Origin of the sequence: Pseudomonas sp. SORGH_AS_0211, from assembly GCF_031453455.1 — a bacterium.
Lineage (GTDB): Bacteria > Pseudomonadota > Gammaproteobacteria > Pseudomonadales > Pseudomonadaceae > Chryseomonas > Chryseomonas aestiva.
The window spans coordinates 1,748,777-1,772,814 of the sequence record NZ_JAVIZV010000001.1 but is presented as its reverse complement, the minus strand read 5'-3'; the positions used below and the strand labels follow the sequence as shown (position 1 = coordinate 1,772,814).

The window sequence follows — 24,038 nt, the reverse complement described above, 5'->3', positions numbered from 1 at the left end:
TGATGAATGTACGGAGCGGCCCGGCAAACGGATGCATCAGAGCGCGATTATTTTTCCCTTGGCGATGATCGGTCCCGTGGGCGCGCCGGTCGGCGAACCGGTTCGCGGTTCGAGGGAGACCGCCAGTACCGCGCCTGGCGTCAGTGCCGGTGCGAGTCCGGCGGGTACGGTCAGGGTCACGGCCGTAGCGTCCTGGAGCAGGCCTAGCGCATGTGCTTTGCCATCCGCCGTGATGATCCAGGCCTCGGCGCTCCTGTCTGGCCAATCCGGCTTGCCGGCGGGCACGAACAGCAGTTGCCGGCCGTTCCCCTGCAGGGTGACGCTGAATGCCAGGCTGCCATTGCTCTGTTCCAGGCGGGCGAGCAGGGCGGGCGTCGCGACCTGCACCGGGCGCATCAGCATGAGCACCGCCAGCACCAGGGCAGCAACGAGCGCCAGTCCGGTCGCCCAGCGCCACAGGCGCGGGTCGTTCCAGCGGCGGATCGGCTCGGGTGCCGGTTGCTCCGTCGGGAAGAGCCGTTGCTGGATACCTTGCCAGACGTGAGCCGGCGGTTCGACGACCGGAAACTCGTCGAGCCACTCGGCGAAGTGCCGCTGCCAGGCCGCCAGTTGCGCCTGGTGTGCAGGCTCCCGCCGAACGAGTTCTTCCACCTGCAGGCGCTCTTCGGCGGACAGTACGCCCAGGGCGTATTCCGCGATGAGCAGCGCGTGTCGGTCGGTAGAGGGGATGTCGTCGTTCATAAGCCCAGGCACGCTCGCAGTTGCAGAAGGCCACGCCGAATCCAGCTTTTCATCGTGCCGAGCGCGATACGGTGGCGGGCGGCCAGTTCGGCATAGGAATAGCCCTCGAAGAAGGCGACCCGGATATAGGTCTGCTGGTCCTCGCCCAGGGTTTTCAGACAATGATCAATCTGGCGACGCTGGCGATGGGCCTCGAAGTCTTCGGCGACGGACGGGGTTGCCGGCCACTCGGCCAGGCCGTCGAGCGGCTCGTGGCGATGCTGGGCGCGGCGTCGATCGATGGCCTTGTGGCGCGCCAGGGTCGCCATCCAGGTCAGGGCGCTGGAAAGTGTGGCGTCGAAGGTACCGGCCTTGAGCCAGATAGCGGTATAGGCCTCCTGCAGGACCTCTTCCGCCTCCGCACGATCTGCCACGTATTGCAGGCATACGCCGAACAGCCGGCTCGAGGTCACCCGGTAGAGCGTTTCGAAGGCCAGGCGATTGCCCTGGCCGCAGGCCTGCAACAGGACATTGAGCGCGACGGGCTCCGGGTTCGTTTCAGCGCTGGCCGATACGGCTGATCTGCTCGTCAAGGATGGCGTTCCGGTAGGAGACACGGCAGTTTTTGCCCGGTAAGGCCTAGGCTTCGAGACGCTCTGGAGTGCTGGTCCTGACGGCTTCACTCCGCCAGCCCTCTGGAAGAGCCTCGGGCGATGGGTCCGATTTACCATCGAACGGACGGCTTCGCAATCGCGATCACCGTCCTGCGCGAACGGCCTCTCGCTGGCGGGGGGCTTCGGCCTGGCCGGCTCTGTTACCTGCGTATCCACCCCTTGACCACCTTTACACAAGGCTACATGCCAGGCCGTAGCTGCCTCGCGGGCTGAGCGGCTAGCATGCACGTCCAGATCGTCCGACTGTTCAGGTAGCCCCGATGTCGCTGTCTTCCGAATCCCCACGCTGGACCTCGCGCATCCTGCTGGTGGATGACGATCCGTCGATCCGCGAGTTGATCTGTGGCTATCTGGCGCGCTTCAGCATCAATGCCCGCGGGGTGGGTGACGGCCTGGAGATGCGCCGGGCGCTGGCGGAGGAGGCCTTCGATCTGGTGGTGCTGGATCTGATGCTGCCGGGGGAGGACGGGCTTTCCCTCTGTCGTTCGCTGCGGCGCGACAGCGGCATTCCCATCCTGATGCTGACCGCCCAGTGCGAGCCGGCGGATCGCATCATCGGCCTGGAGCTGGGCGCCGACGACTATATGGCCAAGCCCTTCGAGCCCCGGGAACTGGTGGCGCGGATCCAGTCGGTGCTGCGGCGGACCCAGGATGGCCGCGTGCCCCAGCGCAAGGCGCCGCGGACCAGTGTCAGCTTCGATGGCTGGAAGCTCGATGGCGTCCTGCATCAGCTGCACTCGCCGGCCGGGGTGATGGTGCCCCTGTCCAATGCCGAGGTGCGGCTGCTGTGGGTCTTCATCGAGCAGCCGCGCCAGGTACTGAGCCGCGAGCAATTGCTCGATGCCACCCGCGGGCGGGCGATCGAGGCCTTCGATCGCAGCATCGATCTGCAGGTGTCGCGATTGCGCAGCAAGCTGGGCGACGATCCCCGGGCGCCCCAATTGATCAAGACCGTGCGTGGCGAGGGCTATCTGTTCGATGCCCGGCAGATAGGGCACTAGCCGTGCGCCGCCTGGATACGCTGTTCGCCCGGTTGTTCGCGGTCTTTCTGCTGGCCATCCTGCTGGGCCATCTGTTGGCCTTCTTCTGGTTTCGGCATGGACTCGGCGAGCGACCGCCGCCACCACCACCGCCCATGGAGGGTGAAGCCGCCTTCGATAGGCCACCGCCGCCCGGGCCTTTCCCGCACCGGGAGCCCGGCGTCTGGCGGCGCATCGAGTGGTTCCTCGGCGGCCCGCTGATCTTCCAGCTGGGCTCGCTGGTGATCGCCGCCTGGCTCGGAGCGCGATTGCTGACGCGGCCGCTGCGCCAGCTGACCGAGACCGCCGAACACCTGAGCCATAACCTCGACGGTTCGCCCATTCCGGTCACCGGGCCCTGGGAGACCCGGGAGGCCGCGCGGGCGCTCAATCGCATGCACCAGCATCTGCTCGAACAGCTCCAGCAGCGTGGGCGCATGCTCACGGCCATCTCCCATGACCTGCGCACGCCCCTGGCGCGGGTGAAGCTGCGTATCGAGGACATCGACGATCCGCGCCTGCATGCCCGGGTCAGCCAGGACGTGGACGACATGATCGAGTTGCTCGACGGCACCCTGAGGTACCTCCGCGAACAGCACCGCCAGGAGCGCCCCATCCTCTGCGACGTTCAGGCGCTGGTCGAGGCCATGGCCGAGGATGCGGCCGAGGAGGGCGCCCAGGTCGCTGTCGAGGGGAGCTGCCAGCCGCTGAAGGTGGCGCCCATGGCGTTGCGCTCCTGCCTGGGCAATCTGCTGCAGAATGCCCTGCGCTACGCTGGCCAGGCCGAGATCCGCCTGAGCGAACAGCCGGAGCGGCTGGTGATCTGCATTCTCGACCGCGGGCCGGGGATACCGGCCCAGTATCGGGAAGCGGTGTTCGAACCCTTCTATCGCCTGGAAGGGTCGCGCAATCGATCCTCCGGTGGGACCGGACTGGGCTTGGCCATCGCCCGGGAAGCGGCGGCGCACATGGGCGGCGAGCTGACCCTCGGGGAAACGCCCGGCGGCGGCCTGACCTGCCAGGTGGTGTTGCCACGCCCCTGATGTATCGCCGGGCATACAAAGTGACCAAATGGCTGACATCTACCGGGCGGATACTGGGAGGTGCGGAACACTGATGTCCGCATTTCCCGGGAGAGACATCCATGATCAGCGGAATAGGCAGTGGCTACTCCAGCTACTACAGCAGTGCCAGCGCGATCAAAGGCACAGGCACGGCAGCGTCCGGCAATAGCGTCAGCGCCAGCGAAGACGGCAATCCGTTGAAGAAGCTGTTCGGCAAGCTCGATGCCGATGGCGACGGTTCCATCAGCAAGAGCGAACTCACTACCGCCGCCAGCGCGGCGAGCGATACCCAGGCGGATACCGACGAGAGCGGGGCTATCGACGTCGACAAGCTGCTCGGCATGCTCGACCAGGATGGCGATGGCAGCTTCGGCGAAAGCGAATTCGCTTCGGCCTTCGCACCGCCGCCGGGCGGCCCCCAAGGGCAGAGGGGCACCGAGGAATCCGGCGATTCCAGCGTCGCCGGACCGGGCGGTTCAGCGCGTCCGCGCATGCCGCCGCCACCGCCGCAGGGGGCGAGCGTGCAAGGCGACAGCGAGGCCGATTCCAGCGCTCAAGCGTCGTTGAGCCCCTACACGCAACTGGTCCAGGCGGTATTGCGCCAGTACCAGAGCATTGGCAGCAACGGCGGCAGCACCGCCACGGGCAGCACCTTGAACGTGGCCGCCTGAGCGGAGATCGGCAACACAGGGCAGGGCGGCCAGCGGCCGTCCGGTCTGCGCAATCACGTTGCACTCGATTCTCTTCTCGCCGCCACCTCCTTTGAGGAGCGAGTACTTCGGCCTACGGCCAATCCGACTGGACCTCATCGCCTGCCGCCGCTCCGTCACAAATTCTCCAGCTGTTTCAGGATGTTGCCATCGCGGGTAGGTCTTGGTGTGTTGCGAAAACGTTATGATATAACGTGCGCCTTCATTGGTTTGGCCGATGCTCCGCTGTCAGCTGCGGGTATCGGCGCTTTCGCTCTGCTAAGGACTGTCATGCCTGTATCCCGTACCCTTCGTTCGGCGCTGACCGCTTCGGCGTTGGCGACCCTGGTCGCCTTCGTGCCAACGCTTTCCAGCGCTGAGGAACGCGTCTTCGACGTGGTCGGCCCCTTCGAGATCGGTGGACTGAACCCGTCGATTTCCGGCTTCGTCTTCCAGCGCATGCAGATCACCGAGACGCTGCTCGAAGCCGATGCCCAGGGTCAGCCGCTCCCTGGCCTGGCAGTGCGCTGGACCGAATCGGCGGATGGCCTGACCTGGCGGCTCGCCCTGCGCCAGGGGGTGAAGTTCCATGACGGCAGCGAACTCACGGCCGAGGCTGCGGCCGCTGCCCTCAATGCGGCGCGGGGCAAGCCGGGGGTGCTCAAACAGGCGGGGATGGCGTCGGTCACGGCCGAAGGCAACGAGGTGGTGATCCGGTTGGCGAAACCCTTCAAGCCCTTGCTGGCCCTGTTGGCGCATTCCTCCACCAATATCCTGGCGCCCGCCGCCTATGATGCCGACGGCAAGGTGCAGAAGATCATCGGCACGGGGCCGTACCAGCTGACCCTGCTGGAACCGCCGCAACGCCTGGCTGCCGAGCGCTTCGCGGGCTACTGGGGCGCCAAGCCGGAGATCGCCAGGACCTCCTACCTGGCCGCCGGCCGCGGCGAGACCCGCACCCTGATGGCTGAAAGCGGCGATGCCGAACTGGTATTCCAGCTCGATCCGCCCAGCATCGCGCGACTCAAGCGCTCCAGCATTCTCAAGGTACTGATCGAGCCGGTTCCGCGGGTGGTGTTGCTGACTCCCAACTCCGGCGCTGGCGCCACCGCGCCGGTCGAGGTGCGGCAGGCGCTCAGCCTGGCCATCCAGCGTGAGGGCGTCGCCGCCGCCGTGTTGCGGGCTCCGGAGACCGGTGCGACCCAGCTGTTCGCCAGGAACGTGCCTGCCTGGCATGACCCCGAGCTGGCGCCGCTCGCCTATGATCCGGCGGCGTCGCGCAAGCTGCTGGCCGGCCAGGGCTGGACCGCGGGAGCCGATGGCATCCTGCAGAAGGACGGCACGCCGCTCAGGCTCAAGCTGCTGACCTATTCGGATCGTCCCGAGTTGCCGCTGATCGCTACCGCCCTGCAGGCGCAGCTGCGCGAGGTGGGGGTCGACGTGGAAGTCGCGGTGCAGAACTCCAGCGCCATCCCGGCCGCCCACAACGACGGCTCGCTGCAGCTGGCCCTCTATGGCCGCAACTTCGCACTGGTGCCCGATCCCCTGGTTACCCTGCTTAATGACTTCAGCCACGGCGGCGCCGAATGGGGCCCGCTGGGGTGGCAGAATCCGGCCTTCGACCAGGCCTTGGCCGCGCTGCTGGCCAGCGAAGATCCAGCCGAGCAACAGCGTCAGCGCTACGCCGCCATGGCCCAGGTGCAAAAGGACCTGCCGGTGATCCCGGTGGCCTGGTATCGCCAGACCATGGCCGTGTCCAATGTCGTCGAAGGCGCCGCCATCGATCCCTTCGAGCGCACCTTCGGCCTGAGCAAGATGCGGTGGACCCCATGACCCGCCTGCTTGCCTTTCGCCTGCTGCAGGCGGGCCTGGTCGCCCTGCTGGTCGGGGGGCTCACCTTCCTGTTCATGAACCTGCTGCCGGGCGACGCCGCCTACCGCATCGCCGCCGGACGCTATGGCTATGACCTGGTGGATACCGCGGCGGCCGAGGCCGTGCGGGCCGAGCTCAATCTGGATCAGCCGCTGCTATGGCGCTTCTTCGCCTGGATCGGCGATCTGCTGACCCTGGATCTCGGCCATTCGCTGGTCTCCGGCAAGCCGGTGCTGGACGTCGTCGCCCACGAACTGGGCAGCTCCATCCGCCTGGCCATTGGCGCCGTCTGCCTGTCGCTGCTGCTGGGGCCGCCGCTGGGCGTGGTGGCCGGTCTGCGTCCGGGCAGCCTGCTGGACCGCGGCCTGCTGCTGCTGACCACCGCAATCCGCGCGCTGCCGCAATTCGTCCTGGGCGTGATCTTCGTACTGTTGTTCGCGATCTCCTGGCAGCTGTTCCCAGCGGCGGGGCACGGCACCTTCTGGCACAGCGTGCTGCCCACGCTGACCCTGGCCCTGGGACTGGCGGCCGTGTCGTCCCGGGTCGCCCGGGATGCCACCGTGGAGGTCGCGGCCTCCGCCTATTACAGCTTCGGCCGCCTCAAGGGCCTGAGAGGCGCCGGGGTCTTCCTGCGCCACGGCCTGCGCAATATCGGCGTGCCGGTGGTGACCTACCTGGGCGTGCAGCTGGTGTATCTCATCGAAGGCGTGGTGGTGGTGGAGACGCTGTTCGCCTGGCCGGGCATCGGCCACGGCCTGGTCCACGCCATCGTCCAACGCGACGTGCCCATGGTGCAGGGCACCGCCCTGGCGATGGGACTGCTGTTCGTCATCCTCAATACCCTGGTCGATCTCGCCAATCACCTGATCGACCCGCGTGGGAGAAACGCATGAATCTCGACGCTACCGCTGCCCTGGCGGCGCCTCCAGTGAAGTCTTCCGCGCGCGGACTGGGCCTGGGTCTGCTGGCCGTCTTGATCGCCTTCGCCGTGCTCACCCCGCTGCTCTGGCAGGGCGACATCGCCCGCCAGGACTATGAGGCGATCCTCGCGGGGCCCAGCAGCGCCTACCCCCTGGGCACCGATCACCTGGGTCGCGACATGCTGGCGCGGCTGTCGGTGGCCATCCGCTTCTCGCTGGGACTGGCCTTCATCAGCGTCTGCACCGCCGCCATTCCCGGCGTGCTGCTGGGTATCCTGGCCGCCTGGAAGGGCGGGCTGGTCGACAAGCTGCTGGGCGGGCTGGCCGAGTTGTTCCTGGCCCTGCCAGGCCTGCTGCTGGTCCTGCTGATCGTCGCGGTGTTTCCCGGTTCCTTCGTCGCCCTCTACAGCGCCGTGGCCCTGGTGCTCTGGGTGGAGTACTTCCGCATGACCCGGGCGCTGGCGCGCACCGTGCTGGCCTCGCCGGCGGTGGCCGCCAGCGGGCTGCTGGGCTTCGGGCCGGTCTACATCGTGCGCTGCCATCTCTGGCCGCAACTGGCGCCGGTACTCCTGACCATCGCTGCCTTTGGCGCCGCGTCGACCATCATGGCCATCGCCGCCCTGGGTTTCGTCAGCATCGGCGTGCGCCCGCCCACCGCCGAGCTGGGCCTGATGATCACCGAATTGCTGCCTTATTACGCCGAAGCGCCGCTGGTCATAGGCCTGCCAATCCTGGCGATCTTCCTGACCGTGCTGTCGCTGCTGCTCATCACCGGAGGACGCAAGCCATGACCGCCTTGCTCACTACCACGGCGCTGGAGATCCGAACTCCCGAGGCCCAACTGGTGGAACCGCTGTCCATCCGCCTGGCGCCGGGGCAGGTGTTGTCGATCATCGGCGAGACCGGCTCGGGCAAGAGCCTGTTCGCCCAGGGCGTCGTCGGCAACCTGCCAGCGGGGCTGCAAGCCCACGGACAGATAGGCCTGGCGGACGGCTTCAGCGAAGAAGGCCGCGAGGCCGGTCGCCGTAAGCACTGGGGCAGGGGGCTGGCGGTGCTGCCCCAGGAACCCTGGCTGAGCCTGGACCCGACCATGAAGGCCCTGTCCCAGGTCGCCGAGACCTATACCCAGGTGGTCGGCCTCGGCCGTGCCGAAGCCCGCGACAGGGCCAGCGCGGATCTGGCGCGCCTGGGCCTGTCCGGCGCCGAGCGCAAGTATCCCTTCCAGCTGTCCGGGGGCATGGCCCAGCGCCTGGCCTTTGCCGCCACCCATGCCGGCGGCTCGCCAGTGCTGATCGCCGACGAGCCCACCAAGGGCCTGGATCGCGATCGCATCGACGAGGTGATCGACCTGCTCAAGGCCATGTTGGCGGAGGGGGGCAGCCTGCTGATCATCACCCACGACCTGGAAGTCGCGCGCCGGCTGGGTGGCGAGGTGATGATCATGCTCAAGGGGCGGGTGATCGAATCGGGCACGGTTGAGCAGGTACTGGGCCAGCCGCAGCATGCCTATACCCGCCAGTTGCTGGCTGCCGATCCCGCGCAATGGTCGAAACGCGCCGCGCGCCCGCTCGCTGATGACGCCGTGGTCGCGGTAGAAGGCCTGTCTGCCCAGCGCGGCGGCAAGCAGCTGTTCGAAGAGCTGTCCTTTACCGTCCGGCCTGGCGAGATCCTCGGCGTGACCGGGCCGTCTGGCTGCGGCAAGTCGACTCTGGGCGACATCCTGCTCGGCTTGGCCGCGTCCAGTAGCGGGGCGATTCGGCGCCAGCCTGGTCTGAGTCGCTGCGCTTTCCAGAAGCTGCACCAGGACCCGGTAGCCGCTTTCGCGCCCTCGGTGACCCTGCGCCAATTGCTGGCGGATCTGGTGCGGTTGCATCGCCTGGAAGCGGCACGGATTGGCCGGCTGATGCAGCGCCTGCGGCTCGATGAGCGGCTGCTGGATCGCTTGCCCGGCAATATCTCCGGCGGCGAATTGCAGCGTTTTTCCCTGCTGCGCGTGCTCTTGCTCGATCCAGCGCTGATCTTTGCCGACGAACCCAGCTCGCGGCTGGATCTCATCACCCAGCAGGAGATGATCGAGCTGCTGGTCGAGACGGCTGAGGAATCCGGGACCGCCATCCTCTTGGTCAGCCATGACGAGGACCTGGTGGATGCCGTCGCCGATCGGCGCATCCACCTGGGCACCCACACCAGACCCCTGCAGGACCAAGCGCCGGCACGGGAGCAGGGCAGCCGCCTGGCTGAATCCCTGACCTGAGATCAGGGCCCGCACGGGGTGCGGGCCTGCCAACAGACGTCGCCAAAGCCGTGGTGGGATGCCACTGCCTTCGTGCGCGCGTCTTTCCAACAACTAGATCACCCACATTCCGCAGAGGACTTCATGGAACGCCTGCGCTATCAGAAAGGATTACCCCGAGCCAGTCGCTGGTTGCACGGCAGGCACCTGGCCGCGCCGCTGGCGCTGGGCGTATTGGGCGGCTGTATGGGGCTGCTGACGGGCGAGAAGGCCAAGGCCGACGGCTTCGTGGACGACAGCAAGCTCACCCTGACCCTGCGCAACTATTATTTCGGCAGTGATCGCCGCAACCGCCGGGCCGACCAGAAGGATTGGACACAGGGCTTTCTGCTCGACTACCAGTCCGGCTTCACCCAGGGCACGGTCGGGTTGGGCGTCGACGCGTTCGGCTACCTGGGCCTGAAGCTCGATGGCGGTCCCGGGCGCCGAGGAACCGGCAATCTACCCGTCCACGCCGGCAACCAACCGGCGGACGAGTATTCCCGCGCCGGCGCGGCGGCCAAGCTGCGTCTGGGACAGACGGTGGTGCGCTACGGTCAGCAACTGCCCACGGCACCGGTCTTCGCCATCAGCACCAGCCGCCTGCTGCCCCAGAGTGCCACCGGCTGGAGCATCCTCAGCACGGACCTCTCCGGCCTGACGCTGGAAGCCGGACATTTCACCTCGGGTACCGATCAGGTCAGCACCAACCGGGACGGTGACCTCTGGGCCGGTTATGCCCGGCGCCGCGCGGATCACGTCGACTTCGCCGGGGGCAAGTACGCCCTGGCCAAGGGTGTCAGCCTGTCGCTCTACGCGGCCCAGCTCGACGACATCTGGAATCAGTACTACGGCAACTTCAACCTGGTGCAGCCATTGTCGGCGAGCCAGTCGCTGACCTTCGATGCCAACCTGTACCGGACCCTCGATACCGGTGCCGCCAACGCCGGTCCCATCGACAACACAGCCTACAGTTTCGCGGCGGCCTACAGCCTCGGTCCTCAGACCTTTACCCTGGGCTGGCAGCGGATCGATGGGGATACGCCCTTCGACTACATCGGCATGGGCGACAACGGGCGCACCGGCGGCGGGCTGTTCCTTGGCAATGCCTCGATGTTCTCCGACTTCAACGCACCCGGCGAGCGCTCCTGGCAAGCGCGCTACGACCTCAACTTCAAGACCCTGGGCGTGCCCGGTCTCAGCCTCATGACCCGCTACATCAAGGGCAGTGACATCGATGGCAGCAACCTGCCCGTCACCAGCGCCTATCGCGGGCTGTACGGCGCCGACGACCGGGAGCGGGAGCTGAATCTGGAAGGGCGCTATGTCGTGCAATCCGGCTCGGCCAAGGGTCTGTCCATCCGGGTGCGCCAGGCCTGGCACCGTGGCTCGCTGTCCACCGGCGGCTCGGTCGATCAGCTGCGGGTGATCGTCGACTATCCGCTGCGCCTGCTCTAGCGCCGGCAATCGTTACCGCGAGGGGCGACGCCACGACCGCTGGCAGTCGGTTCGTGGCCGTCCGTCGTCCCCAGCTTAAGGGGGCTCCGCTACGCCGATATCCCTAATAGTCATTTTATTAGGGATAGCCATTCATGAGCCTTCGCAGCCTCAACGTCGCGCCCCGCGCCGTGCTGTTCTTTTCCGTGATCGTGTTGATCGTCTTCGCCCTCGGCGGCGTCGCCGTGGTGCAGATGGGCAAGCTTTTCGAGGCGGAGCAGGAAGTGGAGACCAACTGGCTGCCGGGCAACCAGCTGGCGGCGAAGATGAGTGGCGGATTGCTGCGGCTGCGCCTGGAAAGTCTCAGGGCTACCACCACACCGGACCCGCAGCTGCGCGCCCAGACCGTCGCGGCCTTTCCCGGCTATCGCGATGCTTTCTTCACCGCGGTCAAGGACTACGAAAAGACCTTGGCCAATGCTGAAGATCGCCAGTTGTACGGCGCCGTGGTCAAGGGCGCCGAAAGCTACCGGACCCTGCTGGATGTCTTCGAGCCCAAGCTGCGCGCGGGCGACAACGAAGGCGCCATCGTCCTGATCAACACCTCGATCCGTCCGCTCACCAACGCGCTGGAAAAGACCATTGCCGAACTGAGCGCCTTCAACGAGCGCGGTGCCCTAGCGGCGGGGCAGGCGGCGGGCGTCACCTATGCCAACGGCCTGTTCTGGGTCTATGGGCTGATCGGCCTGACTATAGCGGCCACCGTCGTGCTTGCGGCTCTGCTGATCCGCAGCATCACCCTGCCGGTGGGCGAAGCCCTGCGCATCGCCCAGCGGATCGCCCGCAAGGATCTCACCGAGCGGATCACCGTGGTCGGTCGCGACGAGGCGGCGGGCATGCTGCAGGCCCTGGTCCAGATGCAGGGCAATCTGCGCGACACCGTTTCCCATATCGCCGACAGCTCGACTCAGCTGGCCTCCGCCGCGGAAGAGATGACCGCGGTGATCGACGAAGCCAGCCGCGGTTATGTGCGGCAGAACGACGAGGTCAACCAGGCTGCCAGTGCCGTCACCGAGATGAGTTCGGCGGTGGAGGAGGTCGCGCGCAACGCCGCCGATGCGGCCAGCACCTCGCTGCATACCCAGCACCTGACCAGCGAAGGGCTGGACAAGGTCACCCGCACGGTCCAGTCGATCGAGGCGCTGGCGCAGAACGTGGCCAGTACCAGTGAGCAGATCCAGGCCCTGTCGTCCCGCGCCCAGGACATCAACGCCGTGGTCGAGGTCATTCGCGCCATCGCCGAGCAGACCAACCTGCTGGCGCTGAATGCCGCCATCGAGGCAGCGCGGGCGGGTGAGCAGGGCCGCGGCTTCGCCGTGGTCGCCGATGAGGTACGGGCATTGGCCCATCGCACCCAGCAGTCGACTCGCGAGATCGAGCAGATGATCGGCGCCATCCAGAATGATTCATCCCAGGCCGTCAGGGCCATGGCCGAGAGTCAGCAACTGGCCGGTGAATCCACCTCGGTCGCCCAACTGGCCAATGTGTCCCTGGAGCAGATCGCCGAATCCATCTCCCAGATCAACGACCGCAATGCGGTCATCGCCACCGCCGCCGAAGAGCAGGCGCAGGTGGCGCGAGAGATCGATCGCAACATCACCAGCATCCGTGACCTGGCCACCCAGAGCGCGACCGGCGCCACCCAGACCGCCAGCGCCAGCGCCGAAGTTTCCAGGCTGGCCAACGGATTGAATCGCGTGGTTCGCGAATTCGCCGTCTAGAACGAGGACGGCGACGCCTTCTCGCCCCGCGGAGGCGGGAAGGCGTCCTTGCGTCCGGCTTCAGGTTCGTTGCGGCAATAGAAAGACTAACAACGGCTCCGGGGCATCCGCCCGTGCGACTGCGCTGCGCTGGCACGCCTGCTCGCCGCTGGAATGCCCGCCAGACAATCTTTAGTATTCCGTTACATCGCGTCTGGCATCGGGTAGAGAACGAATCGGCGCTTGGCCTGCCTAAACAGTGTCCAATCAACCCGGAGTCCTACCATGAACGCGAAGAAAATCTCTGCCTTGATGTTTGCTGGTCTGATCGCTGCCAGTGGCGCTGCTTTCGCCACCGAAGGCGCAGGCAATCCGCCGAAGGCCAATAGCGCTGGTATGGGCACCCCGGCTGGTCAGAAGACCGGTGAAGGTGCAGGCGCCGCGACCGGTGCCGGCAAGACCACGCTCAACGAACAAGGCCAGAAGCAACAGCAGTAATGTCCAGGGGGTCGCCGGCACGTCCGGCGCCCCCTAAATCTGCGTCTAGCATGGAACTTTGCAGGCCCCGTGTGTCCAAGGGAGCCGAGCGTGTGGGTACAGGGGTCAGATGGTGAGTGCGGAACAGAGCAAGGTTGTCCTGGTCGTCGAGGATGAGCCGCAGATTTTGATGATTCTGGCGGATTATCTTTCCGAACTGGGTTACACGGTCTTGCAGGCACCCTCGTCACTCGAAGCTTTTCGCATCCTGGCCGGCCGACCACGTCTCGATCTGCTGATCACCGACTTCCGCCTTCCCGACGACGTCTCGGGCGTGATGATCGCCGAACCGGCTCTCAAGTTGCGCCCCGACCTCAAAGTCCTCTTCATCAGTGGCTATCCCGCCGAGATCATCGATACCGGTTCGCCGCTGCTCGGCAAGGTCCCCTTGCTGACCAAGCCGTTCTCCCTCGAGCGTCTCCACCTGCAGGTTCAGAAGCTGCTCGGCGCCTGATCCGCATCCTCTGCACAGATCGTTTTTCCGCCATGACAGTCTATTGATCAGGTGCGACCAGTCCGGTCGCTTCAGGTTGGAGATATCGGCATCCATGGCTATCAAGCATTTCGATCATCACGAAGCGATCTCGTCCGCCGTTCCGGCCGAGCAGGGATTCGAAGCGGTCATCGCCGTCAAGGCGCGTCGCGAGGATGCCCATCCGACCTTTCACAAGGTTGCTACCGAGCGCCATTTCGATCTGGCTTCCGAGGCGGAAGAGGCGGCGGATGCCGCGCTCAATCGCGTGACGGAAATCGGCGATGACGATGAACTCCTCTGGGACGAGCGAGCCATCTGATGAAGAGCGACCAGGAGCAGCGCGAAGAACCTCGACAGAGCCAGGAGTCCACTCCGGAAGATCCGGAGCTGAGTCGCGAAGAAGAGGAGGACGTCGGCGAAAGCCAGCTGCCGCGTGCCGTGGTACTGCACGAGATCATCCGCACCCAGGGTGATCACGAGTTGGAGCGCACCGTCGCCGCACTGTTCTGGTCGGCTCTGGCGGCAGGTCTGACCATGGGCCTGTCGCTCATGGCCATGGGCCTGCTCAATGCCAACTTGCCAGAGGGTGGCTTCAGCAAGGTCATTGCCAGCTTCGGCTATTCGGCCGGCTTCCTGGCCGTGATCCTGGCGCGGCAGCAGCTGTTCACCGAGAACACCCTGACGGCCGTATTGCCGGTGATGAGCGAACCTACCTTGCACAACCTCGGCCGCCTGGCCCGGCTGTGGAGCATCGTGCTGGTCGGTAACCTGATCGGCACCATCCTGGTCGCCTATGTGGTCTTGCACCTGCCACTGTTCGACGCCAAGACGGATGCCAAATTTCTCGAGATCGGCACCCACGTCATGGAGAACGACGCCTCGGCGATGTTCGCCAAGGGCATAGTGTCGGGCTGGATGATCGCTACCATGGTCTGGATGCTGCCCGCGGCGGAAAACGCCAGGATCTGGATCATCGTGCTCATCACCTACCTCATGGCCTTGGGCGACTTCACGCACATCGTGGTGGGCAGTGTGGAGGTGGCCTATCTGGTCTTCGCCGGCGAGGCGAGCTGGGGCGACTTTCTGCTGACCTTCGCCGGGCCGACCCTGGCGGGCAACATCGTCGGGGGCAGTCTGATCTTCGCGCTGATCAGTCATGCTCAGGTACGCAGTGACACCTGAAAGCGGAAGGGCCGGCAAATTGCCGGCCCTTCGCGGTGATCAGGCAGTTGCTTCGATCACTCGTCGTCGTTGAGCTGACCCATGGCGGTGGTGTTGAAACCACCGTCGACATAGAGGATCTCGCCGCTGATGCCCGACGCCAGGTCGGAGCAGAGGAAGGCACCGGCGTTGCCGACTTCGTCGATGGTCACATTGCGGCGCAGCGGCGTCTGGCGCTCGTTGGCGGCCAGCATCTTGCGGAAGCTCTTGATGCCCGAGGCGGCGAGGGTGCGAATGGGGCCGGCGGACACGGCGTTGACGCGGGTGCCTTCCGGGCCGAGGCTGCCGGCCAGGTAACGGACGCCGGCTTCGAGGCTGGCCTTGGCCATGCCCATGACGTTGTAGTTCGGCATGGTACGCTCGGCGCCCAGGTAGGACAGGGTCAGCAGGCTGCCATTGCGGCCGCGCATCATCTCGCGACCGGCCTTGGCCAGGGCAACGAAGCTGTAGGCACTGATGTCGTGGGCGATCTTGAAGCCGTCGCGGGTGGTCACGGCGGTGAAGTCGCCGTCCAGCTGGTCGCCAGGGGCGAAGCCGACCGAGTGGACGATGCAGTCCAGGCCATCCCACTTCTTCGCCAGCGCGGCGAACACGGCTTCGATCTGGGCGTCATCGGCGACGTCGCAGGGGAAGCACAGCTCGGGATTGGAACCCCAGCCGGCGGCGAATTCTTCGACGCGACCCTTGAGCTTCTCGTTCTGGTAGGTGAAGGCCAGCTCGGCGCCTTCGCGGTGCATGGCCGCGGCGATGCCGGAGGCGATGGACAGCTTGCTGGCGACGCCGACGATGAGAACGCGCTTACCGGCGAGAAATCCCATGGTTTTTTCCTCTTCTGTGTTGAATCCCGGGCAGCAGCCAGGGGCTGAGGTCCGGGTTGGGCAGGGCTCTGCGCAGGTCAGAGCGAGATCTTGGCCTGGCTCCGCTAGGGGTCAGGCACGGGTGGGGCGGTAAGGTAGCAGGTCGATACCCGGGACAAAAGCGCTGGTTGACCGCTGCGGTGCGCGGTCGCGCTTCAGTTGAGGAACAGCGTCAGGGTCTGACCAGGGGTCAGGGCGGAAGCGATGCGCGGATTCCAGTCCTGCAGCGCCTGCACGCCGATGTTGTAGCGCTTGGCGATCTGATAGAGGGAATCGCCAGCCTTGACCCGATAGTAGGTGGGGGCGGCCTTGGCCGTCTTGGCCGTCTTCACCGCCGACTTGGTGGTCTTGACGGTATAGGAGGCCGGCAGCGCCACGGCCGTGGCGGCGCTGCTGCCCGTGCCGTGCAGCTTCAGCGTCTCGCCGACCTTGAGGCCGCGCTTGCCGAGATCGTTCCAGCGCTTGAGGTCGCCCAGTTCCACCTCGTTGGCCCGGGCGATGGACCAGAGGCTGTCGCCGGTCCGCACCCTGTAGGTCCGCACCACGGGTTCTTCGGCCACGGCGATGGTCTCGAGGGGTGTCGTGGTCTTGCCGGTCTCGCGACGCGGGATCATCAATTCCCGGCCCGCGGCCAGGCGGCTGCTGCTGCTGAGCTTGTTGAGCGTGGCGAGTTGCTCGACGCTCACGCGATTGCGCTTGGCCACGCTGCGCATGGTATCGCCGCGGCGCACCTGGTATTCCTGCCACTGCACCACGGCATCGGAGGCAATGTTGGGCAGGGTCGCGACCAGGCGCTTGGCCTTTTCCGCCGGTACCAGCAGATGCTTAGGGCCGTCCATGGTCACACGCTGCGTGTAGGCGGGATTCAGGCGATAGAGCTCGTCGGCGTCCAGGTCCGCCAGTTCGGCCACCCGGGCCAGGTCCAGGTGCTGCTTGATGTCCACGACTTCGAAATAGGGCTCGTCCGGGATGGACTCCAGGGCCAGGCCGTAGGCGTCCGGATTGCGCACGATCTGGGAGACGGCGAGCAGCTTGGGGACGTAGTCCTGGGTTTCCGGCGGTAGCGACGACAGATTCCAGTAGTCGGTGGGCAGGCCGAGCGACTGGTTGCGCTCGATGGCGCGGCTGACCGTGCCTTCGCCGGCATTGTAGGCAGCCAGGGCCAGCAGCCAGTCGCCACCGAACATGTCATGCAGCTTGCTCAGGTAGTCCAGGGCGGCGTTGGTCGAGGCGGTGATGTCGCGGCGACCGTCATAGAAGCGGGTCTGGCGCAGATTGAAATACTTGCCGGTGGTGGGGATGAACTGCCACAGACCGGAGGCGGCGCTGCGCGAGAGGGCGTTGGGGTTGAAGGAGCTTTCCACGACCGGCAGCAGGGCCAGTTCCAGCGGCATGTTGCGCTCTTCCAGGCGCTCGACGATGTAGTGCAGATAGGGCGCGCCGCGACTGCAGGACTGCGCGAGGGCGGCTTCGTGGCTGGCGTACCAGAGACGCTGACGATCGATGCGCGGATTGGTGCCGTTGTCGCCGGCGCCCTGGAGCTGATAGCCGTCCCGTACCCGGTCCCAGATGTCGCCGCTGGTAGCCGCCGCGGTCGGTGCCTTGCGCAGCCATTCCGGCGGACGCTGCATCTTGCTTTGCGTCATGTGCAGATCGGCCTGATAGGCACGATTGTCTGGCTGCTGGTTGCTCTGACAGCCGGCGAGGAAGACGGCGAGGCAGAGCGCCGAGACTTTGAAGGAGGTGGCCAGCACGTCTGGTTCGCGGGTTTTCGGCGTCGCTGGCGGCATCGGTCTGGGCTTTCCGGGAGCTGGAGGATGGGCGATTCTAGGAACCGCATCCCGGGGGGTCAAGGAACAACCCCTTAGCCTGTGACCTGTACGACGACCGCGAACCCTGGCTTACAGCGTGCTGGCGGGGTCTGGGCAATAGGTGTCAGAACGTGTCCTTCCAGCCTCTCAAGGCCGCGAAATAGGTATCCTCCGGCGCATCTGCCGCGACCCCGCGTTCCTCCTGCAGACGCAGACGCACGCTGTTTTCGGCGGTACGCAGGAAGGGATTGATGCGACGTTCGCGGCCCAGGGTGGAGGGCAGGGTGGGGCGCTGGGCTTCCCGCAGCTGCTGAGTCTCGGCCAGGGCCTGCTGCACCGCGGGGTTTTCCGGTTCCACCGCCTGGGCGAAACGCAGGTTGCTGAGGGTGTACTCGTGGCCGCAGTAGATTTCGGTGGCGTCCGGCAGGCGGGCCAGGCGCTGCAGGGAGGTCAGCATCTGGCTGGGCGTACCCTCGAAGAGTCGGCCGCAGCCGGCCGAGAAGAGGGTATCGCCGCTGAACAGCAGGGGTCGCTCACCCGCGGCATGGAAGGCGATGTGGCCAGCGGTATGGCCGGGCACTCGCAGGACCTCGAAGGGAACGCCCAGCACCTCCAGGCGCTGGCCGTCCGCCAGGGGGAGGTCGACCGCGGCGATGCGTTCGTCAGCCGGCGCACTGACCCGGGCGCCGCTGCGTTGCTTGAGCGCAGTGATGCCACCGGTGTGGTCGTTATGGTGGTGGGTGATCAGGATATCGGTCAGGCGCCAGGCCGGATTGGCATCGAGCCAGGCCAGGACGGGGGCGGCATCGCCCGGATCGACCACGACCGCCTGTCTTGTCGCGGCGTCCTTGATCAGCCAGATGTAGTTATCGTTGAAAGCGGGCAGCGGAAGAATGTCGAACATGGATGAGCTCTCTGGTCGGACTGCAGGCCCCTAGGGTAGCAGTGGGTGGTAGGGCTAAGGCTTCAATATGAGAGGACCAGACGATGCACGATGAATTCTCCGCCCAGGTGGATCCGCGCTGGCTGAAGCTGATGAGCTCGGCGCGGGACTGGCTGGCCGGCCCACTGGGCCAACTGCTGCTGGAGCAGGAGCGCGTGCTGATCGACGAGGAGCTCAAGCGCCACTTCGGCAGTTATCTGATCCATTACGGTCCGCACCCCGAGGCACCGGCCAATTGTGGTCAGCTCCGCCATGCGGTGCGTATAGGGCCGCCGCTGGGTGATGTGGACATCGTCTGCGAAGAGGGTGCCTGGCCCCTGGGGGAGCACGCGGCCGACGTGGTCCTGTTGCAGCACGGTCTGGACTTCTCCCTGGCGCCGCATCGGCTGTTGCGTGAAGCGGCACTGAGCGTGCGCCCGGGTGGGCACCTGGTGGTGGTGGGCATCAATCCCTGGAGTCTCTGGGGCGTGCGCCATTACCTAGCCCGGGATGCCCTGCGCAAGGCCCGTTGTTTCGGCCCCGGCCGGGTCGGCGACTGGCTGTCGGTGCTGGGCTTCGCGCTGGAGAAACGGCGCTTCGGGTGTTATCGTCCGCCGCTTTCATCCCCCAAGTGGCAGCAGCGGCTGGCCTGGATGGAGCAGGGTGAAGCCGAACCCAACTGCGAGCAGGCAGCGGGCGCGGGCTTCTATCTGCTGTCGGCGCGCAAGCTGATGTTCGGCCTGCGCCCCGTGCCCCAGGCGCGCAAGGAACCGCGCGGCAAGCTGGTGCCCATGCCGGTGGCCAAGATCAGCCGCCGCGAATCGAGTGAATCCAATGAGTGACGACATCGTCGAGGTCTTTACCGACGGCGCCTGCAAGGGCAATCCCGGCCCCGGTGGCTGGGGCGCCTTGCTGAAGTTCAAGGGTGCGGAGCGCGAGCTCTGGGGCGGCGAAGCCAACACCACTAACAATCGCATGGAGTTGATGGCGGCCATCCAGGCCCTGGCGGCGCTCAAGCGCCCCTGCCAGATCCGCCTGACCACCGACTCCGAGTACGTGATGAAGGGCATCACCCAGTGGCTGGTGAACTGGAAGAAGCGTGGCTGGCAGACCGCCGCGCGCCAGCCGGTGAAGAATGCCGAGTTGTGGCAGGCGCTGGATGAGCAGGTCCAGCGCCACCAGGTCGAGTGGCGCTGGGTGCGCGGCCACACCGGCCACCCCGAGAACGAGCGAGCCGACCAGTTGGCCAACCGCGGTGTCGACGACGTCCGGCAGGCCAAGCAGGCCGCCAGGGCGTAACCAGCCAAGAGGTTAGCGATGAGATACGTAGTTCTGGATACCGAAACCACCGGCATGCCGGTGACCGATGGCCATCGGGTCATCGAGATCGGCGGGGTCGAGGTCATCGGCCGGCGCCTGACCGGGCGGCATTTCCATGTCTACCTCAACCCGGATCGGCAGATCGACGAGGGCGCCATCGCGGTCCACGGCATCACCGATGAATACGTCGCCGACAAGCCGCGCTTCGCCGAGATCGCCGACAGCTTCTTCGAGTTCATCGAAGGCGCTGAGCTGGTCATCCACAACGCGCCTTTCGACGTGGGCTTCATCAACATGGAGTTCGCCCGGCTGGGTGTCCATCCCGAGCGCGCCGACATCTCCCAGCACTGCTCGGTGCTCGACACCCTGGTCATGGCTCGCGGCCGGCATCCCGGCCAGCGCAACAGCCTGGATGCCCTCTGCAAGCGCTACGGCGTAGACAATTCCAACCGCGAGCTGCATGGCGCCCTGCTGGACGCCGAGATCCTCGCGGACGTCTACCTGGCCATGACCGGTGGCCAGACCAGCCTGTCGCTGGCTGCCCACGGCCAGGAAGGCAATGGTGACGGCAATTACGTCATGCCGATCAGGCGGTTGCCGGCCGATCGCCCGCGGACCCGAGTGATCAGCGCGACCAGCACCGATCTCGATGCCCATGCGGCGCGCATGGCGGCCATCGAAAAGAGCTGCGGCCGGACCCCCCTTTGGCTGGCCGGCGCCGACGCCGAATAGCGCCTTTCAACGCTCGCCAGGCGCCCGCGCGGTCCATGAGCGGGCGTTCGCGTTCGTCTGAATAAGCTGAAAGACCTCACAATTTTCAGCTATTGTTCAACTAAGATGCTGCAGGCTGGTCATTTGAGCCCGCATGAAGCCTCGAATTTCGAATTGCGCGGAACTTTATTTGTTCCTCAAAATCATATGACGATTCGGAATTATCGCTTCGCTGTTGTGGATTTACAGGTCTAGCGTTCCAGAGCAAGGTTCTTTGGCGTGGCGAGTAGTCTCGTACCCGTCCGCCGGGAATGATTAGTGTGACCCGGTCAGGAAGACGCAGGTACCTAGGCTCCAGTTGGAATAGCAAGCCTTTTTTCCCGTTTTAAAATGGCGTTGGCGAGGTTGTAATGGCGCAGGAGGCGTAAGGCACCATGGTGACCGGAGCAAGAGCTTTGAGCTTGGTCCGCGAACAGCTGTTCGCGACCATCGAGGAAGCTGAATCCCATCTCGAGCGATTCATCGTCGAGCGGCACTGCAGCAGCCTGTTGCAGCGCGCGGTCGAGAGCATCGGCCAGATTCGTGGCGCCCTGACGCTGATAGAGCTGACCGGCGCCCAGTTGCTCGCCCATCAGACGTTGCAGATCGCCAACGACATTCCTGCCGGCGCCGGTGCCGAGCACGACGAGCACCTCATGGCGATCTGTCGTGGACTGCATGTGCTGCGCCGCTATCTCGAACAGCTGCGTAGCGGTCAGGACGAGATGCCCGAGCTGCTGCTGCCGGCGATCAATGCCCTGCGGCTCGCTGGCGGCGAACCCGAACTCCCGGAAAGCTATTTCTTCAGTGTCCGCCTCGATCAGCGTCCCCTGATCAGCGAGACCACCAGTCTTGGCGTGCGTGAGCGTCAGGCCCAGGCTCGCCGGATGCGCCAGATGTACCAGGCCGGCCTGCTGGGCTTCCTGCGCGACATCAATGGCGTGGCCAGCCTCAGACTCATGGCCAGGGCGCTGGAGCGCTCCGCGGCGCTGCTGCATGATCATGTCGGCGGCTACCTGCCCTGGGTCGCCGCGGCCACGGTCGAGGGCTTCGCCCAGGGCCGCCTGACGCCCACCCGTGAACGCAAGCAGTTGTTCGCCCGGGTCGATCGCGAGTTGCGCCAGATGCTGGGTAACGAGCTGCACGAGCCGGCCCGCAGCACCCTCAAGGAGCTGCTCTACCTGTTGGCGCTGGCCGGTGTCGAAGGCGCCCATCCGCAAGAGGTCATGAACGCCTACGGTTTCGAGCGACTCGGCTTTACCGATGCCCAGCTCGAAGCCGGCAAGAAGCGGCTCGCCGGTCCCGGTCATGCGGTGATGCATTCGCTGTCCGCGGCGATTCGCGAAGAGGTGGAGACGGTCAAGGACCTGATCGACCTCATCGAGGCCGAGCTGCGCGCTGGCGCCGAGCAGAATCGTCTGCCTCGCTCCGATAATTTCTCCCGGCTGTATGTCCAGGTCGGCCTGCTGGGCAAGACCCTGGAGATGGTCGGGCAGGAGAACGCCGGTCAGGTACTGCAGCAGTGCCTGCCCAACATCTCCCAGTTCCGCGACCGGACGGTCGTGCTGGAGGATCTCGCCCCCCTGGCCGATGCCCTGTTGCTGGTTGAAAGCCTGCTGGGCCAGCCCGAGGGGCAGGGCTCGCTGATCGACGTGCCGCTGGAAGCTGAGGGTGTCCAGGTCAGCGTCGCCAACTATCAGCTGGGCGAGGCCCAGGCGCTGCTGCATCGGGAGGCCTACAAGGGCCTGACCGACGCCAAGCGCGCCATTGGCGCCTTCCTCGATTCCCGTGGCGATACCCTGCACCTGGCCACCGTGCCGGCGCTGCTGGATACCGTCCGCGGTGCGCTGTTCTTTCTGGGTAACCCCCGTGCGGCCGAGCTGGTGCGGGCCTGTACCGGTTATATCCAGCGCTGCCTGATCGAAGGCGGCCAGGCCTGCGAGTCGGCGACCCTGGAAGTGCTGGCGGATGCCCTCAGCAGCATCGAGTTCTTTGTCGAAAGCGGTGGCACCGAGAGCCAGGACGGTACGCCGGAGATTCTCGATATCGCGGCGCAAAGCATTCGCGCCCTGGGCTGGACCTCGGCTGCGGCATGAGTGCCTGGCAGCCTGGCTGGTTCCAGACCGCCCAGCCCTCCGGTGGCTGGCTGGTCATCCACAGCGGCCAGGCGTTTCTGACCTCGGGCACCGACGTGCTCTTCGCCGTGGATGATCCGCGTGTCCAGGGCTTCGCGGGGGAGCGCCATGGGTTGGGGCTGTGGCAGGCACAGCCGGTCATGCTGCTCGAACTGGATGCGCCCGGGGATATCGACGGCTGCGTCTGGCAGCCCTTGCGGCCGCTGATGCTGCAATCGCCCCATGCGCTGTTCAAGTTGCTGGGCTACGCCAACCAGATCGGGACCTGGGCGCGGCAGCATCGCTTCTGCGGGCAGTGCGGTACCCGTACCTTCGCGCTCGACGGCCAGCGCGGCCTCAAGTGCCCGAATTGCCAGCTCACCCAGTATCCACGGCTGTCGCCGAGCATGATCGCCCTGGTCACGCGCGGCGATGAGGTGTTGCTCGCGCGATCGCCCCGTTTTGCCCCCGGGGTCTTCAGCACCCTGGCCGGCTTCGTCGAGCCGGGCGAGTCGGCCGAGGGCTGCGTGCACCGGGAGATCATGGAAGAGGTTGGCGTCTCGGTGACCAACCTGCGCTACCAGGGCAGCCAGAACTGGCCTTATCCGCATTCCCTGATGCTGGGTTACCACGTCGACTATCTGAGTGGCGACATCCGTTGCCAGCCGGACGAAATCGAAGACGCCCGCTGGTTCCATCTGCGCGAATTGCCGACGCTGCCGCCGGCCTTTTCCATCTCGCGCTTTCTGATCGATCGCTATCGCGTCGAGCGGCTAGGCGGCGCTGAACCAGTGCTGCCAGATTAGCTTGACGGTCAGCGCCAGCACGACGCAGATGAACACCGGGCGGATGAACTTGGCGCCGCCGGCGATGGCGCTGCGCGCGCCCAGATAGGCACCCAGGGTCAGCGACAGGCCCATGGTCAGCCCCAGGACCCAGAGCACCTGCCCCAGGGCGATGAACATCACCAGGGCGACGCCATTGCTGACGAAATTCATGGTGCGGGCCACGCCACTGGCCTTGAGCAGGTCCAGGGGATAGAGCAGCAGGCTGCTGACGGTCCAGAAGGCGCCCGTGCCCGGTCCGAACAGGCCGTCGTAGGCACCCAGCGCCAGGCCCTGGGGCCATTGGCGCCGCTGCGGCACGGGCGCGTCGCTGAGCACCGGCGCCTTGGGCGTACCGCCGAACAGCAGATAGAGGGCGCAGCTGAACACCACGACCGGCAGCAGCTGGTTGAGGAAGTCCGCGGAGAGATGGTGGGCGACCAGGGCGCCGATCCCCGCACCGATGGCGGTCGCCACCAGGGCATGCCGCCACTGACGGGGATGGAACAGCTTGCGTCGATAGAAGGTGTAGGCGGCGGTGGCGCTGCCAAAGGTGGAGCTGAGCTTGTTGGTGCCGATCGCCAGATGAGGCGGCACACCGGCCATCAGCAGGGCCGGCACCGTGAGCAGACCACCACCGCCGGCGATGGCGTCGATGTAACCGGCCAGAAAGGCGACCCCCGCCAGTAGTGTCAGGGTCATGGGGTCCAGGGCGAATTCGAGCATGGGGTAGGGCGCCAGATGGAACGGGGGCGCCATCATGCATCAGACGCGCAGCCG

Annotated in this window: 24 protein-coding genes and 1 pseudogene; 19 read left to right on the top strand and 6 right to left on the bottom strand. The window is 66.0% G+C overall.

The window, feature by feature from the left end; all coding sequences use genetic code 11:
• Nucleotides 1–36: 36 nt before the first annotated feature.
• Together QE393_RS08240 and QE393_RS08235 are read right to left on the bottom strand one after the other, a co-directional pair.
• A complete protein-coding gene (locus QE393_RS08240) occupies nt 37–741 on the bottom strand; it encodes an anti-sigma factor domain-containing protein (protein WP_273807331.1) in 705 nt (234 codons plus the stop codon).
• Complete coding sequence (locus tag QE393_RS08235; protein ID WP_310042939.1) at nt 738–1,337, bottom strand: sigma-70 family RNA polymerase sigma factor; 600 nt, start codon at nt 1,335–1,337, stop codon at nt 738–740. Before QE393_RS08235 ends, QE393_RS08240 begins: the two co-directional genes overlap by 4 nt.
• 317 nt (nt 1,338–1,654) lie before the next feature.
• Here QE393_RS08235 and QE393_RS08230 point away from each other — a divergent pair, with 317 nt between their 5' ends.
• The 14 genes and pseudogenes from QE393_RS08230 to QE393_RS08170 all read left to right on the top strand — a co-directional run bounded on the left by QE393_RS08230 (nt 1,655) and on the right by QE393_RS08170 (nt 14,621).
• The gene (locus QE393_RS08230; RefSeq protein WP_027602269.1) at nt 1,655–2,395 is read left to right on the top strand and encodes a response regulator; all 741 of its coding nucleotides are present in this window, start codon (nt 1,655–1,657) and stop codon (nt 2,393–2,395) included.
• 2 nt (nt 2,396–2,397) lie between these two features.
• The gene (locus QE393_RS08225; protein ID WP_310042937.1) at nt 2,398–3,456 is read left to right on the top strand and encodes an ATP-binding protein; all 1,059 of its coding nucleotides are present in this window, start codon (nt 2,398–2,400) and stop codon (nt 3,454–3,456) included.
• Between the two features lie 101 nt (nt 3,457–3,557).
• Nucleotides 3,558–4,148 (top strand): EF-hand domain-containing protein, encoded by a 591-nt coding sequence (locus tag QE393_RS08220; RefSeq protein ID WP_310042935.1) that lies wholly within the window; start codon nt 3,558–3,560, stop codon nt 4,146–4,148.
• 309 nt (nt 4,149–4,457) lie between these two features.
• Entirely contained in the window at nt 4,458–5,999 is a 1,542-nt protein-coding gene (locus QE393_RS08215) for an ABC transporter substrate-binding protein (RefSeq protein WP_310042933.1), read from the top strand.
• The gene (locus QE393_RS08210; protein WP_273807336.1) at nt 5,996–6,931 is read left to right on the top strand and encodes an ABC transporter permease; all 936 of its coding nucleotides are present in this window, start codon (nt 5,996–5,998) and stop codon (nt 6,929–6,931) included. Before QE393_RS08215 ends, QE393_RS08210 begins: the two co-directional genes overlap by 4 nt.
• Nucleotides 6,928–7,749, top strand: coding sequence for an ABC transporter permease (locus QE393_RS08205; RefSeq protein WP_273807337.1), 822 nt, complete (start codon nt 6,928–6,930; stop codon nt 7,747–7,749). Before QE393_RS08210 ends, QE393_RS08205 begins: the two co-directional genes overlap by 4 nt.
• Nucleotides 7,746–9,212: an ABC transporter ATP-binding protein gene (locus tag QE393_RS08200; RefSeq protein ID WP_273807338.1), complete on the top strand. Its 1,467-nt coding sequence runs from the start codon at nt 7,746–7,748 to the stop codon at nt 9,210–9,212. The genes QE393_RS08205 and QE393_RS08200 overlap by 4 nt, the downstream gene beginning before the upstream one ends.
• Before the next feature lie 171 nt (nt 9,213–9,383).
• On the top strand, nt 9,384–10,688 hold the full coding sequence (locus tag QE393_RS08195; protein WP_405046287.1) for an OprD family porin: 1,305 nt from the start codon (nt 9,384–9,386) through the stop codon (nt 10,686–10,688).
• 134 nt (nt 10,689–10,822) lie between these two features.
• Nucleotides 10,823–11,593, top strand: a pseudogene (locus QE393_RS22505) (MCP four helix bundle domain-containing protein); the annotation flags it as partial.
• Nucleotides 11,585–12,448 carry a methyl-accepting chemotaxis protein gene (locus tag QE393_RS22500; RefSeq protein ID WP_405046286.1) on the top strand — a complete coding sequence of 288 codons (864 nt, stop codon included), beginning with the start codon at nt 11,585–11,587 and terminating at the stop codon, nt 12,446–12,448. The pseudogene QE393_RS22505 and the gene QE393_RS22500, both read left to right, overlap by 9 nt.
• Nucleotides 12,449–12,712: 264 nt before the next feature.
• On the top strand, nt 12,713–12,925 hold the full coding sequence (locus QE393_RS08185) for a hypothetical protein (RefSeq protein ID WP_037007037.1): 213 nt from the start codon (nt 12,713–12,715) through the stop codon (nt 12,923–12,925).
• Between the two features lie 109 nt (nt 12,926–13,034).
• A complete protein-coding gene (locus tag QE393_RS08180; RefSeq protein WP_085982650.1) occupies nt 13,035–13,418 on the top strand; it encodes a response regulator in 384 nt (127 codons plus the stop codon).
• Nucleotides 13,419–13,512: 94 nt separating this feature from the next.
• A complete protein-coding gene (locus QE393_RS08175; RefSeq protein ID WP_273807341.1) occupies nt 13,513–13,758 on the top strand; it encodes a hypothetical protein in 246 nt (81 codons plus the stop codon).
• Nucleotides 13,758–14,621, top strand: a complete 864-nt coding sequence (locus QE393_RS08170) for a formate/nitrite transporter family protein (RefSeq protein ID WP_273807342.1) — start codon at nt 13,758–13,760, stop codon at nt 14,619–14,621. Before QE393_RS08175 ends, QE393_RS08170 begins: the two co-directional genes overlap by 1 nt.
• 56 nt (nt 14,622–14,677) lie before the next feature.
• On the opposite strand, the gene fabI is transcribed toward QE393_RS08170, so the two are convergent.
• The 3 genes from fabI to gloB form a co-directional block, all read right to left on the bottom strand.
• On the bottom strand, nt 14,678–15,478 hold the full coding sequence (gene fabI / locus QE393_RS08165) for an enoyl-ACP reductase FabI (RefSeq protein ID WP_042134086.1): 801 nt from the start codon (nt 15,476–15,478) through the stop codon (nt 14,678–14,680).
• Nucleotides 15,479–15,672: 194 nt separating this feature from the next.
• Nucleotides 15,673–17,307 (bottom strand): lytic transglycosylase domain-containing protein, encoded by a 1,635-nt coding sequence (locus tag QE393_RS08160; protein ID WP_273807343.1) that lies wholly within the window; start codon nt 17,305–17,307, stop codon nt 15,673–15,675.
• 145 nt (nt 17,308–17,452) lie between these two features.
• Nucleotides 17,453–18,232 carry a hydroxyacylglutathione hydrolase gene (gloB, locus tag QE393_RS08155; RefSeq protein ID WP_273807344.1) on the bottom strand — a complete coding sequence of 260 codons (780 nt, stop codon included), beginning with the start codon at nt 18,230–18,232 and terminating at the stop codon, nt 17,453–17,455.
• 83 nt (nt 18,233–18,315) lie between these two features.
• Between gloB and QE393_RS08150 the strand changes: the two genes are divergently transcribed.
• The 5 genes from QE393_RS08150 (at nt 18,316) to nudC (ending at nt 23,240) form a co-directional block, all read left to right on the top strand.
• A complete protein-coding gene (locus QE393_RS08150) occupies nt 18,316–19,092 on the top strand; it encodes a methyltransferase domain-containing protein (RefSeq protein ID WP_273807345.1) in 777 nt (258 codons plus the stop codon).
• Nucleotides 19,085–19,549: a ribonuclease HI gene (gene rnhA, locus QE393_RS08145; protein ID WP_310042922.1), complete on the top strand. Its 465-nt coding sequence runs from the start codon at nt 19,085–19,087 to the stop codon at nt 19,547–19,549. Before QE393_RS08150 ends, rnhA begins: the two co-directional genes overlap by 8 nt.
• 18 nt (nt 19,550–19,567) lie before the next feature.
• Nucleotides 19,568–20,302: a DNA polymerase III subunit epsilon gene (gene dnaQ / locus QE393_RS08140; RefSeq protein WP_273807347.1), complete on the top strand. Its 735-nt coding sequence runs from the start codon at nt 19,568–19,570 to the stop codon at nt 20,300–20,302.
• A gap of 434 nt (nt 20,303–20,736) precedes the next feature.
• Nucleotides 20,737–22,416: a ferrous iron transporter B gene (locus QE393_RS08135; RefSeq protein WP_273807348.1), complete on the top strand. Its 1,680-nt coding sequence runs from the start codon at nt 20,737–20,739 to the stop codon at nt 22,414–22,416.
• The gene (gene nudC, locus QE393_RS08130; protein ID WP_273807349.1) at nt 22,413–23,240 is read left to right on the top strand and encodes an NAD(+) diphosphatase; all 828 of its coding nucleotides are present in this window, start codon (nt 22,413–22,415) and stop codon (nt 23,238–23,240) included. The genes QE393_RS08135 and nudC overlap by 4 nt, the downstream gene beginning before the upstream one ends.
• Here nudC and QE393_RS08125 read toward each other — a convergent pair.
• Entirely contained in the window at nt 23,208–23,984 is a 777-nt protein-coding gene (locus tag QE393_RS08125) for a TSUP family transporter (protein WP_273807522.1), read from the bottom strand. The two genes, nudC and QE393_RS08125, sit on opposite strands and share 33 nt — an antisense overlap.
• Nucleotides 23,985–24,038: the final 54 nt, after the last annotated feature.

Bases quoted from the DNA above. Each gene is read 5' to 3' on its own strand.
- QE393_RS08240 (WP_273807331.1), bottom strand. From the start codon at position 741: ATGAACGACGACATCCCCTCTACCGACCGACACGCGCTGCTCATCGCG.
- QE393_RS08150 (WP_273807345.1), top strand. From the start codon at position 18,316: ATGCACGATGAATTCTCCGCCCAGGTGGATCCGCGCTGGCTGAAGCTG.
- QE393_RS08180 (WP_085982650.1), top strand. From the start codon at position 13,035: ATGGTGAGTGCGGAACAGAGCAAGGTTGTCCTGGTCGTCGAGGATGAG.
- QE393_RS08205 (WP_273807337.1), top strand. From the start codon at position 6,928: ATGAATCTCGACGCTACCGCTGCCCTGGCGGCGCCTCCAGTGAAGTCT.
- dnaQ (WP_273807347.1), top strand. From the start codon at position 19,568: ATGAGATACGTAGTTCTGGATACCGAAACCACCGGCATGCCGGTGACC.
- QE393_RS08210 (WP_273807336.1), top strand. From the start codon at position 5,996: ATGACCCGCCTGCTTGCCTTTCGCCTGCTGCAGGCGGGCCTGGTCGCC.
- QE393_RS08200 (WP_273807338.1), top strand. From the start codon at position 7,746: ATGACCGCCTTGCTCACTACCACGGCGCTGGAGATCCGAACTCCCGAG.
- QE393_RS08215 (WP_310042933.1), top strand. From the start codon at position 4,458: ATGCCTGTATCCCGTACCCTTCGTTCGGCGCTGACCGCTTCGGCGTTG.
- QE393_RS08125 (WP_273807522.1), bottom strand. From the start codon at position 23,984: ATGCTCGAATTCGCCCTGGACCCCATGACCCTGACACTACTGGCGGGG.
- QE393_RS08175 (WP_273807341.1), top strand. From the start codon at position 13,513: ATGGCTATCAAGCATTTCGATCATCACGAAGCGATCTCGTCCGCCGTT.
- QE393_RS08170 (WP_273807342.1), top strand. From the start codon at position 13,758: ATGAAGAGCGACCAGGAGCAGCGCGAAGAACCTCGACAGAGCCAGGAG.
- rnhA (WP_310042922.1), top strand. From the start codon at position 19,085: ATGAGTGACGACATCGTCGAGGTCTTTACCGACGGCGCCTGCAAGGGC.
- QE393_RS22500 (WP_405046286.1), top strand. From the start codon at position 11,585: ATGCAGGGCAATCTGCGCGACACCGTTTCCCATATCGCCGACAGCTCG.
- QE393_RS08220 (WP_310042935.1), top strand. From the start codon at position 3,558: ATGATCAGCGGAATAGGCAGTGGCTACTCCAGCTACTACAGCAGTGCC.
- gloB (WP_273807344.1), bottom strand. From the start codon at position 18,232: ATGTTCGACATTCTTCCGCTGCCCGCTTTCAACGATAACTACATCTGG.
- QE393_RS08230 (WP_027602269.1), top strand. From the start codon at position 1,655: ATGTCGCTGTCTTCCGAATCCCCACGCTGGACCTCGCGCATCCTGCTG.
- nudC (WP_273807349.1), top strand. From the start codon at position 22,413: ATGAGTGCCTGGCAGCCTGGCTGGTTCCAGACCGCCCAGCCCTCCGGT.
- fabI (WP_042134086.1), bottom strand. From the start codon at position 15,478: ATGGGATTTCTCGCCGGTAAGCGCGTTCTCATCGTCGGCGTCGCCAGC.
- QE393_RS08185 (WP_037007037.1), top strand. From the start codon at position 12,713: ATGAACGCGAAGAAAATCTCTGCCTTGATGTTTGCTGGTCTGATCGCT.
- QE393_RS08160 (WP_273807343.1), bottom strand. From the start codon at position 17,307: ATGCCGCCAGCGACGCCGAAAACCCGCGAACCAGACGTGCTGGCCACC.